At 70.0% G+C, this 20,178-nt stretch carries 19 protein-coding genes; 4 read left to right on the top strand and 15 right to left on the bottom strand.

Translation table 11 applies throughout. The features are described from left to right. Positions 1–2 precede the first annotated feature (2 nt). Positions 3–1,601 (top strand): Na+/H+ antiporter, encoded by a 1,599-nt coding sequence (locus IF29_RS0121515; protein WP_030257436.1) that lies wholly within the window; start codon positions 3–5, stop codon positions 1,599–1,601. Positions 1,602–1,679: 78 nt separating this feature from the next. Here the strand turns inward: IF29_RS0121515 and sodN are convergent, their stop codons facing one another. Then, positions 1,680–2,075, bottom strand: coding sequence for a superoxide dismutase, Ni (gene sodN / locus IF29_RS0121510; protein WP_030257434.1), 396 nt, complete (start codon positions 2,073–2,075; stop codon positions 1,680–1,682). 191 nt (positions 2,076–2,266) lie between these two features. Between sodN and sodX the strand changes: the two genes are divergently transcribed. Beyond that, positions 2,267–2,731 (top strand): nickel-type superoxide dismutase maturation protease, encoded by a 465-nt coding sequence (sodX, locus tag IF29_RS43765; protein ID WP_051725610.1) that lies wholly within the window; start codon positions 2,267–2,269, stop codon positions 2,729–2,731. 108 nt (positions 2,732–2,839) lie between these two features. Here sodX and IF29_RS0121500 read toward each other — a convergent pair whose 3' ends face one another. The 4 genes from IF29_RS0121500 to IF29_RS0121485 form a co-directional block, all read right to left on the bottom strand. Then, a complete protein-coding gene (locus IF29_RS0121500; RefSeq protein WP_030257430.1) occupies positions 2,840–3,418 on the bottom strand; it encodes a CGNR zinc finger domain-containing protein in 579 nt (192 codons plus the stop codon). Between the two features lie 131 nt (positions 3,419–3,549). Further along, positions 3,550–4,302 (bottom strand): amino acid ABC transporter ATP-binding protein, encoded by a 753-nt coding sequence (locus tag IF29_RS0121495; protein ID WP_030257428.1) that lies wholly within the window; start codon positions 4,300–4,302, stop codon positions 3,550–3,552. A gap of 17 nt (positions 4,303–4,319) precedes the next feature. Next, positions 4,320–5,288, bottom strand: coding sequence for an amino acid ABC transporter permease (locus IF29_RS0121490; RefSeq protein ID WP_051725609.1), 969 nt, complete (start codon positions 5,286–5,288; stop codon positions 4,320–4,322). Positions 5,289–5,339: 51 nt separating this feature from the next. Next, on the bottom strand, positions 5,340–6,281 hold the full coding sequence (locus IF29_RS0121485) for an ABC transporter substrate-binding protein (RefSeq protein ID WP_051725608.1): 942 nt from the start codon (positions 6,279–6,281) through the stop codon (positions 5,340–5,342). A gap of 545 nt (positions 6,282–6,826) precedes the next feature. Here IF29_RS0121485 and IF29_RS0121480 point away from each other — a divergent pair. Together IF29_RS0121480 and IF29_RS0121475 are read left to right on the top strand one after the other, a co-directional pair. After that, the gene (locus IF29_RS0121480) at positions 6,827–8,053 is read left to right on the top strand and encodes an NAD(P)-dependent malic enzyme (protein ID WP_030257423.1); all 1,227 of its coding nucleotides are present in this window, start codon (positions 6,827–6,829) and stop codon (positions 8,051–8,053) included. Positions 8,054–8,170: 117 nt separating this feature from the next. After that, positions 8,171–9,130 carry a zinc-binding dehydrogenase gene (locus tag IF29_RS0121475; protein WP_030257421.1) on the top strand — a complete coding sequence of 320 codons (960 nt, stop codon included), beginning with the start codon at positions 8,171–8,173 and terminating at the stop codon, positions 9,128–9,130. Between the two features lie 76 nt (positions 9,131–9,206). On the opposite strand, the gene IF29_RS0121470 is transcribed toward IF29_RS0121475, so the two are convergent. From IF29_RS0121470 to IF29_RS0121425, 10 genes are all read right to left on the bottom strand, one after another. Continuing rightward, the gene (locus IF29_RS0121470; RefSeq protein WP_030257419.1) at positions 9,207–10,196 is read right to left on the bottom strand and encodes a PadR family transcriptional regulator; all 990 of its coding nucleotides are present in this window, start codon (positions 10,194–10,196) and stop codon (positions 9,207–9,209) included. Then, the gene (locus IF29_RS0121465) at positions 10,193–11,083 is read right to left on the bottom strand and encodes a DUF4097 family beta strand repeat-containing protein (protein ID WP_051725607.1); all 891 of its coding nucleotides are present in this window, start codon (positions 11,081–11,083) and stop codon (positions 10,193–10,195) included. The genes IF29_RS0121470 and IF29_RS0121465 overlap by 4 nt, the downstream gene beginning before the upstream one ends. A gap of 91 nt (positions 11,084–11,174) precedes the next feature. Beyond that, positions 11,175–11,354 carry a DUF6104 family protein gene (locus IF29_RS0121460; protein ID WP_030257414.1) on the bottom strand — a complete coding sequence of 60 codons (180 nt, stop codon included), beginning with the start codon at positions 11,352–11,354 and terminating at the stop codon, positions 11,175–11,177. A 78-nt stretch (positions 11,355–11,432) separates the two neighbouring features. Then, positions 11,433–11,921: a hypothetical protein gene (locus IF29_RS0121455; protein ID WP_157623859.1), complete on the bottom strand. Its 489-nt coding sequence runs from the start codon at positions 11,919–11,921 to the stop codon at positions 11,433–11,435. A 46-nt stretch (positions 11,922–11,967) separates the two neighbouring features. Beyond that, positions 11,968–13,242, bottom strand: coding sequence for a WXG100 family type VII secretion target (locus IF29_RS0121450; RefSeq protein WP_030257408.1), 1,275 nt, complete (start codon positions 13,240–13,242; stop codon positions 11,968–11,970). Positions 13,243–13,254: 12 nt separating this feature from the next. Continuing rightward, entirely contained in the window at positions 13,255–13,551 is a 297-nt protein-coding gene (locus tag IF29_RS0121445) for a DUF6317 family protein (protein ID WP_030257407.1), read from the bottom strand. Then, positions 13,551–13,907, bottom strand: coding sequence for an SAV_915 family protein (locus IF29_RS0121440; RefSeq protein WP_051725606.1), 357 nt, complete (start codon positions 13,905–13,907; stop codon positions 13,551–13,553). Before IF29_RS0121440 ends, IF29_RS0121445 begins: the two co-directional genes overlap by 1 nt. A gap of 97 nt (positions 13,908–14,004) precedes the next feature. Beyond that, on the bottom strand, positions 14,005–17,856 hold the full coding sequence (locus IF29_RS0121435) for a multifunctional oxoglutarate decarboxylase/oxoglutarate dehydrogenase thiamine pyrophosphate-binding subunit/dihydrolipoyllysine-residue succinyltransferase subunit (protein WP_030257401.1): 3,852 nt from the start codon (positions 17,854–17,856) through the stop codon (positions 14,005–14,007). 260 nt (positions 17,857–18,116) lie between these two features. Then, positions 18,117–19,277, bottom strand: coding sequence for a sensor histidine kinase (locus IF29_RS0121430; protein WP_051725605.1), 1,161 nt, complete (start codon positions 19,275–19,277; stop codon positions 18,117–18,119). Then, positions 19,274–20,002 carry a response regulator transcription factor gene (locus IF29_RS0121425; RefSeq protein ID WP_030257395.1) on the bottom strand — a complete coding sequence of 243 codons (729 nt, stop codon included), beginning with the start codon at positions 20,000–20,002 and terminating at the stop codon, positions 19,274–19,276. Before IF29_RS0121425 ends, IF29_RS0121430 begins: the two co-directional genes overlap by 4 nt. Positions 20,003–20,178 lie beyond the last annotated feature (176 nt).

The following is a 20,178-nucleotide window of genomic DNA, read 5'->3' as shown; positions in this document are numbered from 1 at the left end:
CCATGTCCTCAAGCGCTCTGCTGCCGCTCATCGCGGGCAGCGCCGCCGTCGCCGGCGTGGCCCGGCGGCTGCGCTTCTCGGCCCCGCTGCTGCTCGTCGCCGTCGGCCTGGCCGCCGCCTACGTCCCCGGCGTCCCGACCTACACCCTCGATCCCGGACTGGTCCTGCCGCTGGTCCTGCCGCCGCTGCTGTACACGGCGGCGCTGGACAGCTCCTACCGCAGTCTGCGGGCCAATGTGCGCCCGGTGGCGATGCTCTCCATCGGTTTCGTGCTGTTCAGCACGGTGGTCGTCGGCCTGATCGTCTACGCGGCCATCCCCGGACTGCCCATCGCCGCGGCCTTCGTCCTCGGCGCGGTGGTCGCCCCGCCCGACGCCGTGGCGGCCACCGCGATCGCCCGCCGGGTCGGCCTGCCGGCCCGGGTCGTCACCATCCTGCAGGGCGAGAGCCTGGTCAACGACGCCACCGCGATCACCGCCTACCGGGTCGCCGTCGCCGCCGCCCTCGGCGAGGGCTTCTCCTGGGGGACCGCCTTCGGCGAGTTCCTGCTCGCCGCGCTCGGCGGCACCGCCGTCGGCCTGGTGCTGATGGTGCCGCTGCAGTGGGCCCGGCAGCGGCTGCAGGACCCGCTGCTGCTCAACACCTTCTCGCTGCTGGTGCCCTTCGCGGCCTACGCGGCGGCCGAGGCCTTCCACGCCTCCGGGGTGATCGCGGTGGTGGTGGTCGGCCTCTACCTGGGCCACCACGCCCACACCGTGGACTTCGCGCTGCGGCTGCAGGAGGACTCGGTCTGGAGGATGGTCGCCTTCATCCTGGAGTCCACGGTCTTCGCCCTGATCGGACTGCAGCTCCCGGTGGTGCTGCGGGCGCTGCGCGGGTACTCCTCGGCGGAGCTGCTGGGCTGGGCCCTGCTGGTGCTGGGAGCGGTGATCGTGGTGAGGTTCGTCTGGTGCTGGCCGGCCACCTACCTGCCGATCCTGCTGAGCTCCCGGATCCGGGAGCGGGAGGGCGTCCCCGAATGGACCCGGCCGTTCGTCATCGCCTGGGCCGGGATGCGCGGGGTGGTCTCGCTGGCCGTCGCCTTCTCCATCCCGGAGACCGTGGACGACGGCAGCCCCTTCCCGGGGCGGGAACTGATCCTCTATCTGACCTTCGTGGTGGTCATCGGCACGCTGCTGCTGCAGGGCTTGACGCTGCCCAAGCTGGTGCGGCTCCTGCCGCTGCCCGAGGTCGATCCGCAGCGGCGGGTGCTGATCCAGGCCCAGGCGCAGAACGACGCCTCGCTGGCCGCCGTGGACCGGCTCGACCAGCTCCTCACCGATCCGCGGAACCAGCTCCCCGAGGCGCTGGAGCAGCGGCTGCGGCGGGTGCTGGAACGCCGCCAGAACGGCGTCTGGGAGCGGCTGGGCGCGGCGGTGGACGAGGAGACCGGGGAGTCCGCCGACGCGGTCTACCGGCGGCTGGGGAAGGCGACCATCGCCGCCGAGCGCGACGTCTTCGTCGAACTGCGGGACAGCGACCGCATCGACGACGAACTGCTGCGCCGGCTGATCCGCCAACTCGACTACGAGGAGGCCCTGGTGGACCACGCGGAGGAGTGAGCCCGGGCCCGCCGGGCATGCAGCAGGGGCCGGACGGGTTGCCCCGTCCGGCCCCTGCTGTCCGGCAGTCCAGGAAGGTCAGGCCTTCTTGGTCTCCCAGAAGATCTTGTCGATCTCGGCGATCAGGTCGAGGGCCTTCTGGCCGGTCGCCGGGTCGGTGGACGCCTTGGCCGCGCTGAGCGCCTTCAGGGTGTCGTTGACCAGGGTGTGCAGCTCGGGGTACTTCTCGAAGTGCGGGGCCTTGAAGTAGTCGGACCACAGCACCGAGACATGGTGCTTGGCCAGCTCCGCGCGCTCCTCCTTGATGACGATGGCACGCGCGCGGAAGTGCGGGTCGTCGTTGGCCTGGTACTTCTCCTGGGTGGCCTTGACCGACTCCGCCTCGATGCGGGCCTGGGCGGGGTCGTAGACACCGCAGGGCAGGTCGCAGTGGGCGTGGACAGTGATCCGCGGTGCAAACAGCCGAGAGAACATGGAGGTCCCTTTCCTGTGATCGTCTTCCCGCGCACGAGATTACTCCGGATCGTCCGTCGAATCGCGTCCAGGGCCCGGTCCTAGGACAAAAGCCGTACGGGACGTGGACTTCCCGGCGCGGTGGGAGAAGATGGAGTCGCGGCAGCAGTGGGGCACCGCGGCGCGGGACGAGCAGCGAGGAACGGAACGGCATGGCTGAGCAGAAGCACGACCCGCTCCCGGCCACCCTTCCCCAGGAACCCCCGGAGGGCGGGGGCACCCCTGGGCGGTACGGGGTGCTCGATGTTGACGGACCGTCGATGGCGCCCACGCTGGCCCACGGCGACCGGCTGTTCTGCCGCTACGGCGGGCGGATCAGGGCCGGGGCGATCGTGGTGGCCCGGCATCCGCTGCGGCAGGAGCTGTTCGTGGTCAAGCGGGCGGTGGAGCGGCGTCGCGGCGGCTGGTGGCTGCTGTCGGACAACAGCCAGGTCGAGGGGGACAGCCGGGACTTCGGTCCGGTGCCGGACGAGCTGGTGCTGGGGCGGGTGCTGTTCCGGATCGTGCCCAGGCCGTCGCTGCTGGCACCGCCGCGGCCGCTGGAGCGGTTGCTGGACCGGGTGCCGTATGCACTGGCCCGGCGGTTCGGGGCGTTCCGGCGTGTCGTCAGCCAGTGAGGTTCTGATCGTTTTCGGGTGCGGCAACTGAACCTCTGCGGGTGAGTTGCAGCTTCGTAGGGGCGCGGGGAACTGCGCGACCGACCAGCTACGGTCCGCACCCGCCCGCTAGGCCCCTGCCCCTGCCGCCGCCTCCCGCTTGCGGGCCCGGTAGGCCGCGACATTGGCGCGGGTCGCGCACCGGTCGGAGCAGTAGCGCCGGGAGCGGTTGGTGGAGGTGTCCAGATAGGCGTTGCGGCAGGGGGCCGCCTGGCAGATGCCGAGCCGGTCCACCCCGTGCTGGGTGAGGTGGACCGCCAGGCCCATGCTGGCGCCGGCGGCGAACAGCGCGGTGGCGGTGCCGGCGTTCTCGGCCAGGTGCATGTGCCACTGCGGGCGGCCGTTCTCGTCCAGGAACCCGTGCCCGGAGACCACCGGGCTGACCGGGTACTCCGTCAGCAGCTCGTTGAGCAGGTTCACCGCGCGGGTCTCGTCGCCCTCGGCCGCCGACTCGAAGACCGCCCGCAGCCGTACCCGTACCGACCTGAGTTTGGGCAGGTCCCCCTCGTCGGCCAGCCGGCCGCCCCTGCTGCTGCCGCTGAACAGCCGGCGCACGGCCTCCACCGTGGTCAGCCCGTCCCTGCCGCGGGCGGGTTCCTCGGTGTTGACCAGCCGTACGGCCAGCTCGGCGTAGGAGGCGAGCTCCACGGTGTCGCTCCTCGTTAGTAATGGCTGGGCTCGGTACCAGCCTATTACGATTCACAGCATTGCGGCCCCGGAGCCGGTCCCCACTGTGGAGGGACCGGCGCCGGGGCCGCGAGGTTCCGGACCGAGCGTACTCACAGCACCTTGGAGAGGAACGCGCGGGTGCGCTCGTGCTGGGGGTTGGTCAGAACCTCACGGGGGTGGCCGGATTCGACCACGACGCCGCCGTCCATGAAGACCAGGGCGTCGCCGACCTCGCGGGCGAAGCCCATCTCATGGGTGACCACGATCATGGTCATGCCCTGCTCGGCCAGTTCCCGCATGCAGTCCAGGACGTCGCCGACCAGCTCGGGATCGAGCGCCGAGGTGGGCTCGTCGAAGAGCATCAGCTTGGGTTCCATGGCCAGGGCGCGGGCGATGGCCACCCGCTGCTGCTGGCCGCCGGAGAGCTGGGAGGGGTAGCTGGCCCCCTTGTCGGCGAGGCCGACCTGGGCGAGCCGGGCCTCGGCCCGCTCCCGGGCGGCCTGCTTGGGCTCGCCCTTGACCCGAACCGGCGCCTCCATCACGTTCTCCAGCGCGGTGAGGTGCGGGAACAGGTTGAAGCGCTGGAACACCATGCCGATGTCGCGCCGCTTGAGGGCGACCTCGCGGTCCTTGAGCTCGTGCAGCTTGCCGTTCTTCTCCCGGTAGCCGATCAGGTCGCCGTCGACGTAGAGCCTTCCGGCGTTGATCTGCTCCAGGTGGTTGATGCAGCGCAGGAAGGTGGACTTGCCCGAGCCGGACGGGCCGACCAGGCAGAACACCTCGCCGGGCTGGACCTCCAGGTCGATGCCCTTGAGGACTTCGAGCTGGCCGTAGGACTTGTGCACCTGCTCGGCGCGGACCATGGGCTGGAGGGGAGTGGTCACAGGGAGCCTCCGGTGGTGCCGCCGGGGTTGCGCAGGCTGAGGGTCAGCACATTGGCCTTGACCTTCTGCCAGGGGGTCGAGGGCAGCGCGCGGTTGGTGCCGCGGCCGTAGTGCCGCTCGATGTAGAACTGGCCGATCGACAGGACCGAGGTGAACAGCAGGTACCAGAAGCTGACCGCGATCAGCGAGGGGATGATGTAGAGGGTGCGCGCCCCGATGTCCTGCCCGGCGCGGGTCAGCTCCTCGAAGGCGATCGCGCTGACCAGCGAGGTCGTCTTCAGCATGGAGATGGTCTCGTTGCCGGCCGGGGGGATGATCACCCGCATGGCCTGCGGCAGCACGATCCGGCGCAGGGTCTGCGCATGCGTCAGCCCCAGCGAGGCGGCGGCCTCGGCCTGGCCCTCGTCCACCGAGAGGATGCCGGCCCGCACGATCTCCGCGAAGTAGGCGGCCTCGTTCAGGCCCAGGCCCAGCACGCAGACCATGAACAGCGGCACCAGGGAGTTGTAGTCCCAGGACACCCAGGTCGGGCCGAACGGGATGCCCAGACCGATCCTGGGGAAGATCGCCCCCATGAAGTTCCAGAAGAACAGCTGGACCAGTACGGGGGTGCCCCGGAACACCCAGATGTAGAGCCAGGAGACCCCGCTCAGCACCGGGTTGCGGGACAGCCGCATCACCGCCAGCAGGATGCCGCCGACGATGCCGAGCACCATCGCGCACAGCGTCAGCAGCAGCGTCTTTTCCATGCCCTGGATCACCGTCGGATAGGTGAAGACCTGTCCGACGACGTCCCAGTGCAGGACCGGATTGGTGATCATCGCGTGCAGGAACATCGCCGCGAGCACGGCGATGCAGGCGATGGCGACCCAGCGTCCGGGGTGCCTGACCGGAACGGCCCGAATGTCCTCGGGCCGTTCCCTGGTCGGGGGCACCCCAGGAGTGGTGTCCTGAGGAGTAGTCACGTCAGCGCTCTCGTTCTCTCGACCGTGGTCTGCAGCTGGCCCGGGCGGCGGTCAGCTGGTGGCGCCGTTGAGGGTGATCTGGTCGGCCGTCAGCGCGCCGGAGGCGACGCCCCACTTGCTGAGGATCTGGCCGTAGGTGCCGTCCTTGATCAGGTCCTTGATGGCGCCCTGGATGGCCGGGCCGAGGCCGCTGCCCTTGGGGACGACGATGCCGTAGGGGGCGACGTTGTAGTTGTCGCCCAGCTTCTGCAGCGCGCCGTTGCTCTGCTTGATGGCGTAGTCAATGACCGGGGAGTCGGCCATCATCGCCTGGTCGCGCTTGGAGGTGAGCGCGGTGGTGGCGTCGGTCTGGGCCTCGAACTGGTCGCCGTTGTTGGGGATGCTCTTCTTGCCGGCGGCCTTGCAGGCGGGGTTGATGGTGTTCTTGATCTCGTCGGCCTCGGTGGTGGCCGACTGGACGGCGACCTTGAAGCCGCAGAGGTCGGCGGCGGTGGTGCCGATCTTGTCCGGGTTGCCGGTCAGTACGGCGACGGCCTCGCCGGCGGTGAAGTAGTGGACCAGGTCGACCTGCTTCTCGCGCTCCTGGGTGTCGGTGAAGGAGGAGAGGCTGAGGTCGTACTTCTTGGCGGTGATGCCGCCGAGGATGCTGTCGAATCCGGCGCTCTGCCAGTCCGCCTTCAGGCCCAGCTTGGCCAGGATGGCGTTGCCCATGTCGATGTCCATGCCGACGACGTTGCCGCTGGCGTCCTTGAACTCGTCGGGCGCATAGGTCGAGTCGGTGGCCACCGTGAGGGTGCCCTTGGTCTTGAGATCGGCGGGGACCATGGCCACCAGGGCGGCGTCGGGTCCGGCCGCGTTGACGCTCTGCGAGGCGTTGGGGGCGGCGCCGGAGTTACCGCTGATCTTGGAGCTGCCGCAGGCGGTCAGCACCAGGGAACTGGCTGCGACTACGGCACCGGTCGCGATGATGCGCTTGGCTATCGAGCTGGCCATGAGGGTTCCTCCTGTGGGGCGAGGGAAACGCGGTCGTCACAGCGGGGTGCACACCTTTATGCGGCGCCGCGACCAGTGAATGAGATCGAATCTTGCCACTCCTGCACTGCCATTCGGGTCACTACCTGTGTCAAAATCGCATAACGGGTGACCCCCGTTGCAGGAGCAGGCCACCGGATCGGGACCGATCCGGGAGGCGCGAGGACCGGAAGCCGACGACGCAGGCTCCGGAGCCGAAGCGCTTCGTCGCCTTGGTCGGCTCCTCGGTTCCGTGGTGACCCGGTTGTTTGAGCGTCCCTCGTTCGAGTGCAGTAGTGCCGCCTGTGCGGGCGGATCGAACGATGGGACGGCCGTTGCCGGCCCGGTTACGCGGACGAAAAGACAGAGGTGCGGAGGTAGCTGCCCGGCTAGTGTCGGGAGAGGCACCGACCGGACGCTCTGCCGTTTCCCGGACGTTCCCCCCAACCCTCATGGAGGCCGGCGGCCCCGCCACTCGTGCGCGCGGCGGCCGACCGACCTCCCCGTACGACGACGAAGAGGTCATCGTGGCAGCCGAGATCATCACCCCCCGCCCCCTGGACGAGCAGGACAAGGGGTCGGGGACCCCCGAAAGGCTGGAGTCGATCGATCCCGCCTTCGCGCTGCACCGCGGCGGGAAGATGGAGATCAGTGCGACTGTGCCGGTGCGCGACGCCGACGACCTGTCCCTGGCCTACACCCCCGGGGTGGCCCGGGTGTGCACCGCCATCGCGGAGCAGCCCGAGCTGGTCAACGACTACACCTGGAAGTCCAATGTCGTTGCTGTGGTGACGGACGGGACCGCCGTGCTGGGGCTCGGGGACATCGGGCCCGAGGCGTCGCTGCCGGTGATGGAGGGCAAGGCGATCCTGTTCAAGCAGTTCGGCGGGGTCGACGCGGTGCCGATCGCGTTGGACACCAAGGACGTGGACGAGATCGTCGAGACGGTGATCCGGCTGGCGCCGTCCTTCGGCGGAGTCAACCTGGAGGACATCTCCGCGCCGCGCTGCTTCGAGATCGAGCGGCGGCTGCAGGAGGCCCTGGACATCCCGATCTTCCACGACGACCAGCACGGGACCGCGGTGGTCACGCTGGCGGCGCTGCGGAACGCGGCGAAGCTGACCGGGCGGGGGCTGGGCGATCTGCGGGCCGTCATCTCGGGCGCCGGGGCGGCGGGGATCGCCATCGCCAAGATCCTGGTGGGGGCCGGGATCGGGGACGTGGTGCTGTGCGACCGGCAGGGCGCGGTGCATGTCGGGCGGTCCGACCTCACGGACGTGAAGCGGGAGATCGCGGAGCTGACCAACCGGGGCGGGCTGAGCGGGACGCTGGTGGAGGTGCTGTCCGGGGCCGATGTGTTCATCGGGGTCTCCGGGGGGACGGTGCCCGAGGCGGCTGTCGCCACGATGGCCAAGGACTGCTTCATCTTCGCGATGGCCAACCCCGACCCGGAGGTGCACCCGGAGGTGGCGCACCGGTACGCGGCGGTGGTCGCCACCGGGCGGAGCGACTTCCCGAACCAGATCAACAATGTGCTGGCCTTCCCCGGGATCTTTGCGGGGGCGCTGCAGGTGCGGGCGTCGCGGATCACCGAGGGGATGAAGATCGCGGCGGCGGATGCGCTGGCGGATCTGGTGGGTGACGATCTGTCGGCGGAGGAGGTCATTCCGAGTCCGTTCGACCCGAGGGTTGCTGACGCTGTGACGAAGGCGGTGGCGGCGGCGGCTCGGGCCGAAGGGGTGGCGCGGCGCTGAGGTTTCGCCTTCGGCGGGGGTTGTGCCTGCGGCGCGGGTTGTGCAGTGGGGCGGGGGTGAAAAAAGCCACGTTTCCGCGCCGCCTGGGGACACCCCGTGACGGCTAGGGTCGGTGCCATGTTTGCTGCCTACGCTGCGCGTACTGATGCCGATGACCCGCTGAGCGGTCTTGAGTTGGGCGAGCTCCCCGAGCCGGAGGCCAGGGAGGGGTGGAGCGTCGTCACGGTCAGGGCCGCGAGCCTGAACCACCATGACCTGTGGTCGCTGCGGGGGGTCGGGCTGCCGGGGGAGCGGCTGCCGATGATCCTGGGGTGCGACGCGGCCGGGGTCGACGAGGACGGCAACGAGGTGGTGCTGCACTCGGTGATCGGCCAGAGCGGGTACGGGGTCCGGGTGGGCGAGCCGCGGTCGATCCTGACCGAGCGGTACCAGGGGACCTTCGCGGAGAAGGTGGCGGTGCCGACCTGGAATCTGCTGCCGAAGCCCAAGGAGCTCTCGTTCGAGCAGGCGGCGTGCCTGCCGACGGCCTGGCTGACGGCCTATCGGATGCTGTTCACCAATGCCGGGGTCCGGCCGGGGGACACCGTGCTGGTGCAGGGTGCGGGGGGCGGAGTCGCCACGGCGCTGGTGGTGCTGGGCAAGGCGGCCGGGCTGCGGGTGTGGGTCACCAGCCGGGACGAGGCCAAGGGTGCGCGGGCCGTGGAACTCGGCGCCGACGCGGCCTTCGCCAACGGGGCACGGCTGCCGGAGCGGGTGGACGCGGTCATGGAGACCGTGGGCGCGGCCACCTGGTCGCACTCGGTGAAGTCGCTGCGGCCGGGCGGGACGATCGTCATCTCCGGTGCGACGAGCGGGCCGAACCCTGCTGCCGAGCTGACCCGGATCTTCTTCCTGGAACTGAAGGTCGTCGGTTCGACGATGGGGACCAAGGAGGAGCTGGCCGGCCTGCTGTCCATGTGCGCGACGACCGGCATCCGACCGATCATCGACTCGGTCCTGGCACTGGGCGACGCCCGCGAGGCGTTCGAACGAATGGAAAAGGGCGACCTCTTCGGCAAGTTGGTGCTGACGCCCTGAGCTTTCAGGGGCGCGGGGAACTGCGCGAAACGGCGCCGAGCCGCTCCCCACAGACCGAACCCCGCGCCCCGGGCGGTTACTCCCCCCGCAGCCTCTTGGCCGCCGCCGCCAGGACGGCCCGCGCCCGGGCCAGGTCCCCCGCGGCGAACCCGCCGTCCCGCGCGGCGTCGCGGGCTTCGTCGCGGAAGCGGTCCAGCAGGCTGCTGAACTCGCGCAGCGGGTCGTTGGAGGGGTTGGTGATCGTCCAGGGCGGGAGGTCGGTCTCCTTGCCCAGGTCGAGCGGTTCGCTGTCGACCGGCTCGCTCTGGGCCGGCTCGCTCTGGGCCGGCGGCGCCCAGCGGGTGGGGTCGGAGAGGCGGGTGAGGGTGCGGGTGAGTTCGGCGAGGCCCTCGCCCAGGCCGGAGGGCCAGTCGCCGGCCTTCATCTGCTCGCCGATGCGGTGCGCCTCGGCCCTGACCTGGTCGCGGAGCGCCTTGGTCTGCTCGCGGGTGGCGCGGGCCTCCTCGCGGGCGTTGCGGGCCTGTTCCTTGGCCTGCCTGGCCTGTTCCCTGGCCTGCTCCTTGGCGACGCGCCACTCCTCCTTGGTGCGCTGCCAGGACTCCTTGTCCATGCCGGGCCAGGGTCCGTCGCCCCAGACCGGGTCCGGGCCCCAGCCCTTGGAGTCGCTCTTGGTCTGGCGGCGGGACTCCTTGGCCGCGCGCCGCATCTCCTCGCGGAGGTCCTTCGCGGAGTCGCGGACGTCCTCGCGGATCTGGTCGGCCAGGTGTGTCACCGACTCGTGGATCTCCGCTTCGAGGGCGTCGATCTCCGGGGCGCGGTCGGCCAGTTCGGCCTTGCCGGCGTCGGTGATGCGGTAGACCTTGCGGCCGCCTTCGACGGTGTGCGAGACCAGGCCCTCCTGTTCGAGCTTGGCCAGGCGGGGGTAGACCGTGCCGGCCGAGGGCGCGTAGAGCCCGTGGAAGCGCTCCTCCAGGAGGCGGATCACCTCGTAGCCGTGGCGCGGGGACTCGTCCAGCAGCTTGAGGAGGTAGAGACGGAGACGGCCATGGGCGAAAACGGGGCTCATGCCTCGTCCTCCTTGCTGAAGTCGAGGACCTTGGGGGCTGTGACATCAAGCCCGCCGTCCTCCGGGGCGGGACGCCGGAGCAGGGCGACGGAGCCGGAGACGGTGGTGATCTTCACCTTGCCGGAGCCGTTGCCGAGGGTGCCGGTCAGCTGCTTGGCGCCCCAGGTGCCGCCGACCCGGAGCTCGTCGAAGGCGCTGGAGACGTCGCCGCTGGTGGTGTTGGCGTGGATCTGCGCGTTGGCGGGCGCCGGGATGCGGAGGGCGACCTCGCCGGAGACGTTGGTGAGGCTGACGTCGGTGGTGTTGTCGCGGGCGAGGTCCACCGTGACCGGGCCGCTGACCGAGTTGGCCTTGAGGTTGCGGCTGGCGCCCTCGACCACGGTCAGCTCGCCGGAGACGGTGTTGACCTTGAGGTCGCCGGAGACGGACTGGGCGTGGACGCTGCCGGAGACGGTGTTGGCGTCCACCGGTCCTGACACGCCGACCAGGGTGGTCGAGCCGCTGGCGCTGTGCACGGTGACCGGGGCGGCGATGCCGGAGATCACCGTGTCGGAGGAGGCCGAACCGAGCTCGATCCGGGTCAGGTGGGGTACCGCGAGGGAGACCACGGCACGGCGGCGGGTGCTCTCCCGCCACGTGCCGATGAACGTGGCCAGGGACTTCCAGGAGAAGTCCTTCCAGGTCAGGTCCTCGTAGGTGACGACCAACTCGCCCTTGTCGAGGGTGATCTGGAGGGGTGGCCCCTCAAGCTCCGTGACTTCGAGCCTGGCCGGCCCGTCGGCGGCGACGACGTTCACGGCGCCGGCGACGGTACGCACGCGGAGGCGGGTGACCTCGGCGTCGAAGGTGAGCGTCGTAGGTGTGCTGACAGTCCACTGCTCGGCCATGCCGACTCCCCGAATAGGTTGGCGAGGACGCGCTATGTATCGCGTCCTCTGCTATTCACGATATATCGTGTTTCCGGGAAGTCAAGCAGTTCTACTCGTCGTCTTCGTCGTCCAACCGCGCCAGCCAGGTCGCCAGCCGCTCGACCGGAACCTCGAACTCCGGATTCAGGTCCACGAACTCCTGCAGCCGATCGGCCAGCCAGTCAAAACTGACCTCCTCCTCGCCACGGCGACTCTGCAACTCCTCGATGCCTCGGTCAGTGAAGTACACGGATGGATCTCCTGGTGGGGGCGGTAACGGGTAGGCACGAGCCTACTTACCCACGGAAGGTGACTCGGCCTGCGGATCTCACCCGGGCTTGCCGTGCGCGCGAAGCTCGGCCTCGAACTGGAGTCGCGCCCCACGCTCGGCCACAAGTTCGCGACAGAAGATCGCGCCGAGGAGGTAGGCAGTCATGAAGCCGAACCCGCCCGGGCCCGTCACTGGGAGGAAGAGGATGAGCACGATGCGGTTGAGCAGGGGATTGGTCAGTACGGGGTGTTGGGTGCGGTAGCTGAGCCGCCGGTCCTGCCACTGCTCCGGAGTCAGGTCGAGTGTGCGGGTCACCAGGGTCTGGCGCAGTCCGAAGAGAAAACCGACCACAAACGCGACACATGCGGCGATCCTGAGTGGTAGCACCCACGAGTGGGCGATGGAGCCGTCGCCGATCCACGCCCATCCGGCCAGAGCCAGACCAAGGATCAGGAGCAGCAGTACCAGTTGGCCGATGGCGATGAGGATGCGGCGGCTCCAGTAGGGGCGCCCGCGTTCCACCCAGGTTGTTCCGATGTTCTTCACCGGGAGTGGACGAACGTCCGGCGGCAGGGAGCGCGGGTAGGGGCGCTCAGAAGAGACTGGTGACACCGTGCCACATCCCCTTCGCGTCGTCGACGATGCTGGTACCGGCGCCCTTGACCACATTCCAGCTGCCCTGGGCGACGCCGCCGATGATGCCGTGATCGTGAATGTCCTCGCTCCAATGTTCATGGAATGCCTTGTCCACGGCGTATACGCCGAACATGACACCGCCGGCCCCGAGGGCGAGTACGCCCGCAGCTGCGTCTTCCGGCAGCGAGGCCACGACCGCAGCACCCACGGCCAACCCTCCGAGTGCTGCTCCGCCGTCGACGAGGGCGGAGTGGGTCCAGGACCAGCCCTTGTCGTGGTCTTCCTGGGTCTCGGTGACGCCGACCACGCCGGCGGCGGCGATGTCGAGGACCGGGATGTCGCGGAGGAACTCCGGGAGGCGGTCGAGGCCTTCGAACATCTTCAGGTCGCGGGCGGCGTCGGCGAGCTTGTAGTTGAGTGTCCTGTCGAAGGTGCCGCGGTTGGCCTCGGCGGCTTCGAGTTCGCTGTTCAGGGCTTTGACCTGTTTGATGGAGGCATGATAGGCCGCGTCCTCGGGAAGGTCATGGGGAATGTCCTTGCCTGCGGCCTTGAGCGCTTGGCGCTCGGAGTTGAGCCTGGCCCAGGCGTCCTGGGTGCCTTTGGACGCTGAGTCGAGCTTGCTCCTGGCCTCCTCCGCCTGGGCGGTGCCGCGATCGTCCTTCGCGGCATAGAGGTCGCGCAGGAAGGCGGAGGCGGTGGCCTTGTCGGCGGTCTTCATCGGGCTGTTGGGGTCTATGTCGTCGAAGAGCCGCTTCAGCTGTTCCGCCGCCTGGACCCGGGCCTGCTGGGCGGTGTACGTGATCTGTCGGTAGACCTCGCCGTAGGAGTTCAACTCGGTGATCGCCTGCCGTTCCTTGGGGCTGGGCGGGTTGGCGGTCACCATTTCGAGGGGTTCGCCCCGCGGTCCCACTGCGACACCCTTGCCCCTGGCCGCGTCGGCGGCGTTGTAAAGGGCGCTTTCCGCGGCGGCGAGTTGGCCGCCCAACTCGGTGAGGACGGAGCCGACCGAGCCGATCAGGTCGGCGAGCCCGCCTGCGGTGATCGCGTCCTCGCTCCACTTTCCCCGGAACTCCTCGGCGGAGTCGCCCTGCCAGCCGGCGTCGCCCACGAGCGAGTCGACCTTCCCGCTGAGCGGCTTCACCACGCCGTCCAGATCCTCCCTGGCACCGGTGAGGGTCGTGCCCATCGCCTGGATGCCGCTGATGTCGCCGCCGATCCAGCTCTCTGACATGTCGCCGTCCGCCTATTCCGCCATGAGGTCTTCGAAGACCCCGTGGACGTCCACGTCATTGCGCTGGTACGAGTCGTGGGCGTACGTCAACTTGTCGCCGTGCTCGTCGATCCGGTCGGCCATCTTGGTGTGCAGGCCGTCGATGGCGTCCAGCAGTATCCCCATGGCCTGGTTGAGGCCGGGGTCGCCGCCGTCCGCCACCGGTGGGGTGACCTTGGGTTTGAGGCCGCGGTAGTTCTCCGCCTCGGCGTGGAAGGTGCCGGCCATGCTGGAGAGGTCGCCGAGGACGACCTGGTATCCGGCGCCCATCACGCTTCCTTCCGGTACTCGGCGAGGTCCGTGGACGTCCAGCGTCGGGCGGTCGGGTCGGTCTGCGGATCCAGGTGGACGGCGCCGAGACCGGCGCGCCGCATCAGTCCGACGAACCATTCGGCGGAGGCTGCCACCCAGGGCTGGGCCGCGCCGAGCCGCTCCATGAGCAACTGCGGTGAGGTGAAGGCGACCGGTACCGGTCCGGTGGGGCCTTCCAGCAGCTCGAAGACGATCCGCGGCTGCAGGTCGGGCGGGTACTGCGGGTGCGCGGGCACGCAGAGCACGGTGTCCGCGGGCGGCGCAGCGGCCCCGTCGTAGCGGCCTGGGTTGAGCGCGCGGTCGATCCGGGACATACCACCCCCGTTGTTTGTGTACGGCCGTCCGATGGTAGCGCGGGGGGACATGCCGACGGGCCCGGCACCATGGGTGCCGGGCCCGTCGGGTCGGGGGTTAGATGGCGAAGACGTCCTCGACGAGTTGGTGCTGTTCGGCGGCGTGGCGCTTGGCGGAGCCGACGGCGGGGGCCGAGGAGGCCGGGCGGGCGACGCGGCGCAGGCGGGAGCCGTTGGCGTTGCGGCCGACGACCACGTCCAGGTGGTCCACCAGGTTGAGCGCGATGAACGGCCAGGCGCCCTGGTTGGCCGGCTCCTCCTGGGCCCAGACGTACTGGACGTCGTCGCCGTAGCGCTGCAGCTCCTCCTGGAGCTCGGCGATCGGCAGCGGGTACAGCCGCTCGACGCGGACCAGTGCCGTGTCGGTGATGCCGCGCTCGGTGCGGGCCGCCTCCAGGTCGTAGTAGAACTTCCCGGCGGTGATGACGACCTTGCGGACGTTGGCCGGGTCGACCGTGGAGTCGCCGATCACCGGGCGGAACGCTCCGCCGGTGAACTCCTCCGCCTTGGAGGCCGCGGCCTTCAGCCGCAGCATCGACTTCGGGGTGAAGACGATCAGCGGCTTGTGGTGCGGGTTGTGCACCTGCCACCGCAGCAGGTGGAAGTAGTTGGACGGGAGCGTCGGCTGAGCCACCGTCATGTTGTTGTCGGCGCACATCTGCAGGAAGCGCTCGATGCGCGCGGACGAGTGGTCCGGTCCCTGGCCCTCGTAGCCGTGCGGCAGCAGCAGGGTGACCCCGGAGGTCTGGCCCCACTTGGCCTCGGCGGAGGTGATGAACTCGTCGACGATGGTGGAGGCGCCGTTGACGAAGTCGCCGAACTGGGCCTCCCACGCGACCAGCGCGTTCTTCCGGGCGAGGGAGTAGCCGTACTCGAAGCCCATGGCGGCGTACTCGGAGAGCAGGCTGTCGTAGACGGTGTAGCGGGCCTGGTCCTCGGTCAGGTAGAGCAGCGGGGTGTAGTCCTCGCCGGTGACCCGGTCGACCAGCACCGCGTGCCGGGTGCCGAAGGTGCCGCGGCGGCTGTCCTGGCCGGCGAGCCGGACCGGGTGGCCCTCCATCAGCAGCGAGCCGATGGCGAGGGTCTCGCCCATGGCCCAGTCGATGGTGCCGTCGTCGATGCTGGCGGCGCGGCGCTGCAGCTGCGGCAGCAGCCGCGGGTGCACGGTGAGCCAGTCCGGCAGGGCGACCTGGGACTCGGCGATGCGCTTGACCATCTCCTGGGAGATGCCGGTCTGCACCCGCACCGGGAAGGTGGCCTGCGGACGCTCGCTGGTGGCCGGGGCCGGGCTGGCGTTGGCCTCGCGGACCTCCACGAAGACCTTCTCCAGCTGGTCCTGGTAGTCCTTGAGCGCCTGCTCGGCCTCCTCGACGGTGATGTCGCCGCGACCGATCAGGCCCTCGGTGTAGAGCTTGCGCACTGAGCGCTTCTTGTCGATCAGGTCGTACATCAGCGGCTGGGTGAACGAGGGGTTGTCGGCCTCGTTGTGGCCGCGGCGGCGGTAGCAGATGAGGTCGATGACCACGTCCTTGCCGAACGCCTGGCGGAACTCGAAGGCCAGCCGGGCCACCCGGACCACGGCCTCCGGGTCGTCGCCGTTGACGTGGAAGATCGGGGCCTCGATCATGCGCGCCACGTCGGTGCAGTACGTGGACGAGCGGGAGGCGGCCGGGGCGGCGGTGAAGCCGACCTGGTTGTTGATCACCACGTGCACGGTGCCGCCGGTGCGGTAGCCGCGCAGCTGCGACATGTTCAGGGTCTCGGCGACCACGCCCTGGCCCGCGAAGGCCGCGTCCCCGTGGATCTGCACGGCGAGCACGTCGAAGGAGTTGCCGGCCTTGTCCAGGATGTCCTGCTTGGCGCGGACGATGCCCTCGACGACCGGGTCCACCGCTTCGAGGTGGGAGGGGTTGGCGGCCAGCGAGACCTTGAGGCTCTCGCCGTCGATGCCGGTGAAGGTGCCCTCGGAGCCCAGGTGGTACTTGACGTCGCCGGAGCCGTGCATCGACTTGGGGTCCAGGTTGCCCTGGAACTCGCGGAAGATCTGGGCGTAGGACTTGCCGACGATGTTCGCCAGCACGTTCAGGCGGCCGCGGTGGGCCATCCCGATCACGGCCTCGTCCAGCTTGGCCTCGGCGGCCGAGTCCAGCACCGCGTCCAGCAGCGGGATGACGGACTCGCCGCCCTCCAGCGAGAAGCGCTTCTGGCCGACGTACTTGGTCTGCAGGAAGGTCTCGAACGCCTCGGCGGCGTTGAGTCGGCGCAGGATGCGCAGCTGCTCCTCGCGCTCGGGCTTGTCGTGGCCGCGCTCGACCCGGGCCTGGATCCAGCGGCGCTGCTTGGGGTCCTGGATGTGCATGTACTCGATGCCGATGGTGCGGCAGTACGAGTCGCGCAGCACGCCGAGGATGTCGCGCAGCTTCATGGTCGCCCGGCCGGCGAAGCCGCCGACGGCGAACTCGCGCTCCAGGTCCCACAGCGTCAGGTCGTGCGCCTGGACGTCCAGGTCGGGGTGCTTGCGCTGCTTGTACTCCAGCGGGTCGGTGTCGGCCATGAGGTGGCCGCGGACCCGGTAGCTGTGGATCAGCTCCATGACCCGGGCGGTCTTGTTGACCTCGTTGTCGTGGCTGTTGTCCACGTCGGTGGCCCAGCGGACCGGCTCGTAGGGGATCCGCAGCGACTCGAAGATCTGGTCGTAGAAGTCGGCCTGGCCGAGCAGCAGCTGGTGCATGGTGCGCAGGAACTCGCCGGACTGCGCGCCCTGGATGACCCGGTGGTCGTAGGTCGAGGTCAGCGTCATGACCTTGGAGACGCCCAGGCGGGAGAGGGTCTCCTGGGACGATCCCTGGAACTCGGCGGGGTACTCCATCGCGCCGACGCCCAGGATGGTGCCCTGACCGGGCATCAGGCGGGGGACGGAGTGGACCGTGCCGATGCCGCCGGGGTTGGTCAGCGACGCGGTGACGCCGGAGAAGTCGTCCACCGTCAGCTTGTTCTGGCGGGCCCGGCGGACGATGTCCTCGTAGGCCTGCCAGAAGCCGAAGAAGTCGAGGGTCTCGGCCTTCTTGATGGCGGCCACGACCAGCTGGCGGTCGCCGTTGGGCTTGGTGAGGTCGATCGCCAGACCGAGGTTGACGTGCTCGGGCTTGACCAGGAAGGGCTTGCCGTCCTTCTCCTGGAAGCCCTGGTTCATGGCCGGCATCGCCTTGATGGCCTGCACCATGGCGTACCCGATGATGTGGGTGAAGGAGACCTTCCCACCGCGGGCGCGCTTGAGGTGGTTGTTGATGACGATGCGGTTGTCGATCAGCAGCTTCGCGGGGACGGCACGCACGCTGGTCGCGGTCGGCATCGAGAGCGAGGCGTCCATGTTCGCCACGATCCGTGCAGAGGGGCCCTTGAGGGCGATCAGCTCGGGACCGGTGGGGGCGACGGGGGACGTCACGTTCTTGCTGTCCTTAGGGGTGTCGGCCACATCGGCCGGGGTGGAGGCGGACCGGGGCGCGGGTGCGGGCGGAGCCGGGGGCTTCGGCGGCACGGCGACGGCCGGTGCGGCAGGGGTGGTGACCGGAGTTGCGACCGGAGTGGCGACCGGCGGTGCGGGGGCGGCGGCCGGCGTGGGAGCCGGTACCGGCGCGGGCGTCGGCGGCGGCGCGGGGGCCGCTGCCGGGGTCGAGGGGGCCGCGGCGGTCTGTGCTGCCGCCGTCACCTCGGCTCCGGCGGGGGCACCCGACTGGCCCGCCTTCTCACCGGCCTTGTAGTCGGCGAAGAAATCCCACCAGGCCCGGTCGACGGAGTTCGGGTCCTGGAGGTACTGCTGGTAGATCTCGTCGACCAGCCACTCGTTCGGGCCGAAGCCCGGGTCGGTGCTGGTAGAGCTGTTCGAGGTATGGGGGGACTCTGGCGACACGGCGGCAACCGCCCTCTTCCGCTTCCTTAAGAATGGTGGACAGCGGATGCCAAGGCTACGCCCCCGACACCTGTCCGCGCAGGTCCCGCCCCCCGGCCGTCGCGCAGATCACAGTCCGGCCGTCGGTTTTGGCGCGAAATCGATGTGTGAAGTCGGTCGTGATCGGGGATAACGATTGGCTGTTCGGTCCGGGCCGGTCGGAAAATCACGACATTCAGGTCGATTTCACCGAGCTGCCGACCGCACTTCGGGCAATTGTCTCAGGTCTGTCCCAAACGGACAGGCGAGCGTTGCCCCGGCAGGGTGATCCGGATCAGGCAGCCCACCGGGGAGTCCGCGACCGCGATGGTCCCGCCGTGCAGGTCCACCGCCCAGCGGGCGATGGCGAGGCCCAGACCGGTGCCGCCGTCGCTGCCGGGGCCCTGGGCGGAGGCACCGCTGCCGCGGCTGAAGCGTTCGAAGACCCGGTGCCGGTCCTCGGGGCGGATGCCGGGGCCCTGGTCGGCGACCTCCAGCAGCAGGCCCTCGTGGCCGCCGCTGCCGAGCGCCCGCGCGCGGACGGTGACGGTGCCGTCCCTCGGGCTGTGCCGGCAGGAGTTGTCGACCAGGTTGGCGACCACCTGGTGCAGCCGCTCCGGGTCGGCGACGGCGGTGAGCCCGGGGGAGACGTCCAGCGAGAGCGAGACGTCATGGCGCCTGCGGCTGGCCCCGCCGGAGGTGGAGCCGTCCATGCTCAGGCCGCGGAGCACCCCGGAGAGGAAGGGCTCGACGCCGAACTCCCGGGTGTCCAGAGAGGTGACCCCGTCCGCGATCTTGGAGAGGTCGAGCAGATGGGCGACCAGCCGGCCCAGGCGCTCGGTCTGCTCCAGGGCCGCTGCCATGGTGGCCGGCTCCGGCCGGACCACCCCGTCGACCACGTTCTCCAGCACGGCGCGCAGCGCGGCGATCGGGGTGCGCAGCTCGTGCGACACATTGGCGATCAGCTCGCGGCGCTGCCGGTCGGCGGCCTCCAGGTCGGCGGCCATGGTGTTGAAGGCGGTGGCCAGCTCGCCCACCTCGTCGCGCGAGGTCGCCCGCACCTCGCGGCTGTAGTCGCCGGCGGCCATGGCTCGCGCGGCCGCGGTCATCTCCCGCAGCGGCGCGGTCATCCCGTGCGCCAGCAGCTGGGTGATCAGCAGCGAGGCCACCACGGAGAAGATCATCACAATGCGGATCTGGGTGTCCGAGTTCAGCGCCAGCACCACCATCAGGGTGGAGATGCACACCGAGGTGATCACCAGGACCGCGAGCTTGGCCTTGATCGAGCGGAGCGGGTCCAGCGGGCGCAGATCCGCCCAGACCCGCTGCGCGGCGCGGCGCAGCGGGCCGGGACGCGCGGCTTCCTGCTGGACGCTGCTCCTCGCCCCCCTGGTGGCGCTCATGGCGTCGGGGCCTCCAGGGCGTAGCCGACGCCGTGCACGGTGCGGATCCAGTTGGCTCCGATCTTGCGGCGCAGCGCCTTGACGTGGCTGTCGACGGTGCGGGTGCCGGAGGCGTCGGTCCAGTCCCAGACCTCGGCGAGCAGCTGCTCGCGGGTCAGTACCGCCCGGGGCTGCTGGGCCAGGCAGGCCAGCAGGTCGAACTCGGTGGGCGTCAGGTGAATGTCGCCGCCGGCCACCCGGACCCGGCGCTGGACGTTGTCGATCTCCAGCTCGCCGAGGCGCAGGGTGCCGCCCATCGGCGTGCGGGCCGCCAGCTGGGCCCGCTCCACCCGGCGCAGCAGGACGTTGACCCGGGCCGCCAGCTCGCGCATGGAGAACGGCTTGGTCATGTAGTCGTCGGCGCCGACCCCGAGCCCGACCAGCATGTCGGTCTCGTCGTCGCGTGCGGTCAGCATCAGCACCGGGACCGGGCGGTGCGCCTGGATCCGGCGGCACACCTCCAGGCCGTCGAAGCCGGGCAGCATCACGTCCAGCACCACCAGGTCGGGCTGCCAGGTCTGGAAGCAGTCCACGGCGGTGGGCCCGTCATGGGAGATCGCCACCCGGAAGCCCTCGGCGCCCAGCCGGGCGGCGATGGACTCGGCGATGGTCGGCTCGTCCTCCACGACCAGGACCCGTCGCTGACCACCGGTCCCGTTGGTCTCCTGCTGCTGTGCATCCGTCACGGTCACGCCACCGCCCCCAGGGCTTGCGGGTATCTCGGAACGCCTGTGGGGGCGCCCCAGCTCGCATCGTCTCGTCCGTACTTGTCCGTTGCCGCCGCTCCCACCGGCCGAAGCCTACGGACCGGTGCGGTCCCCCGAAGCCCAGTCTTCTACAAACCGGTCTTTCGGGGGGCGGC

Source organism: Streptacidiphilus jeojiense (assembly GCF_000719095.1).
GTDB lineage: Bacteria > Actinomycetota > Actinomycetes > Streptomycetales > Streptomycetaceae > Streptacidiphilus > Streptacidiphilus jeojiensis.
This window is presented reverse-complemented; position numbering and strand designations above follow the sequence as displayed.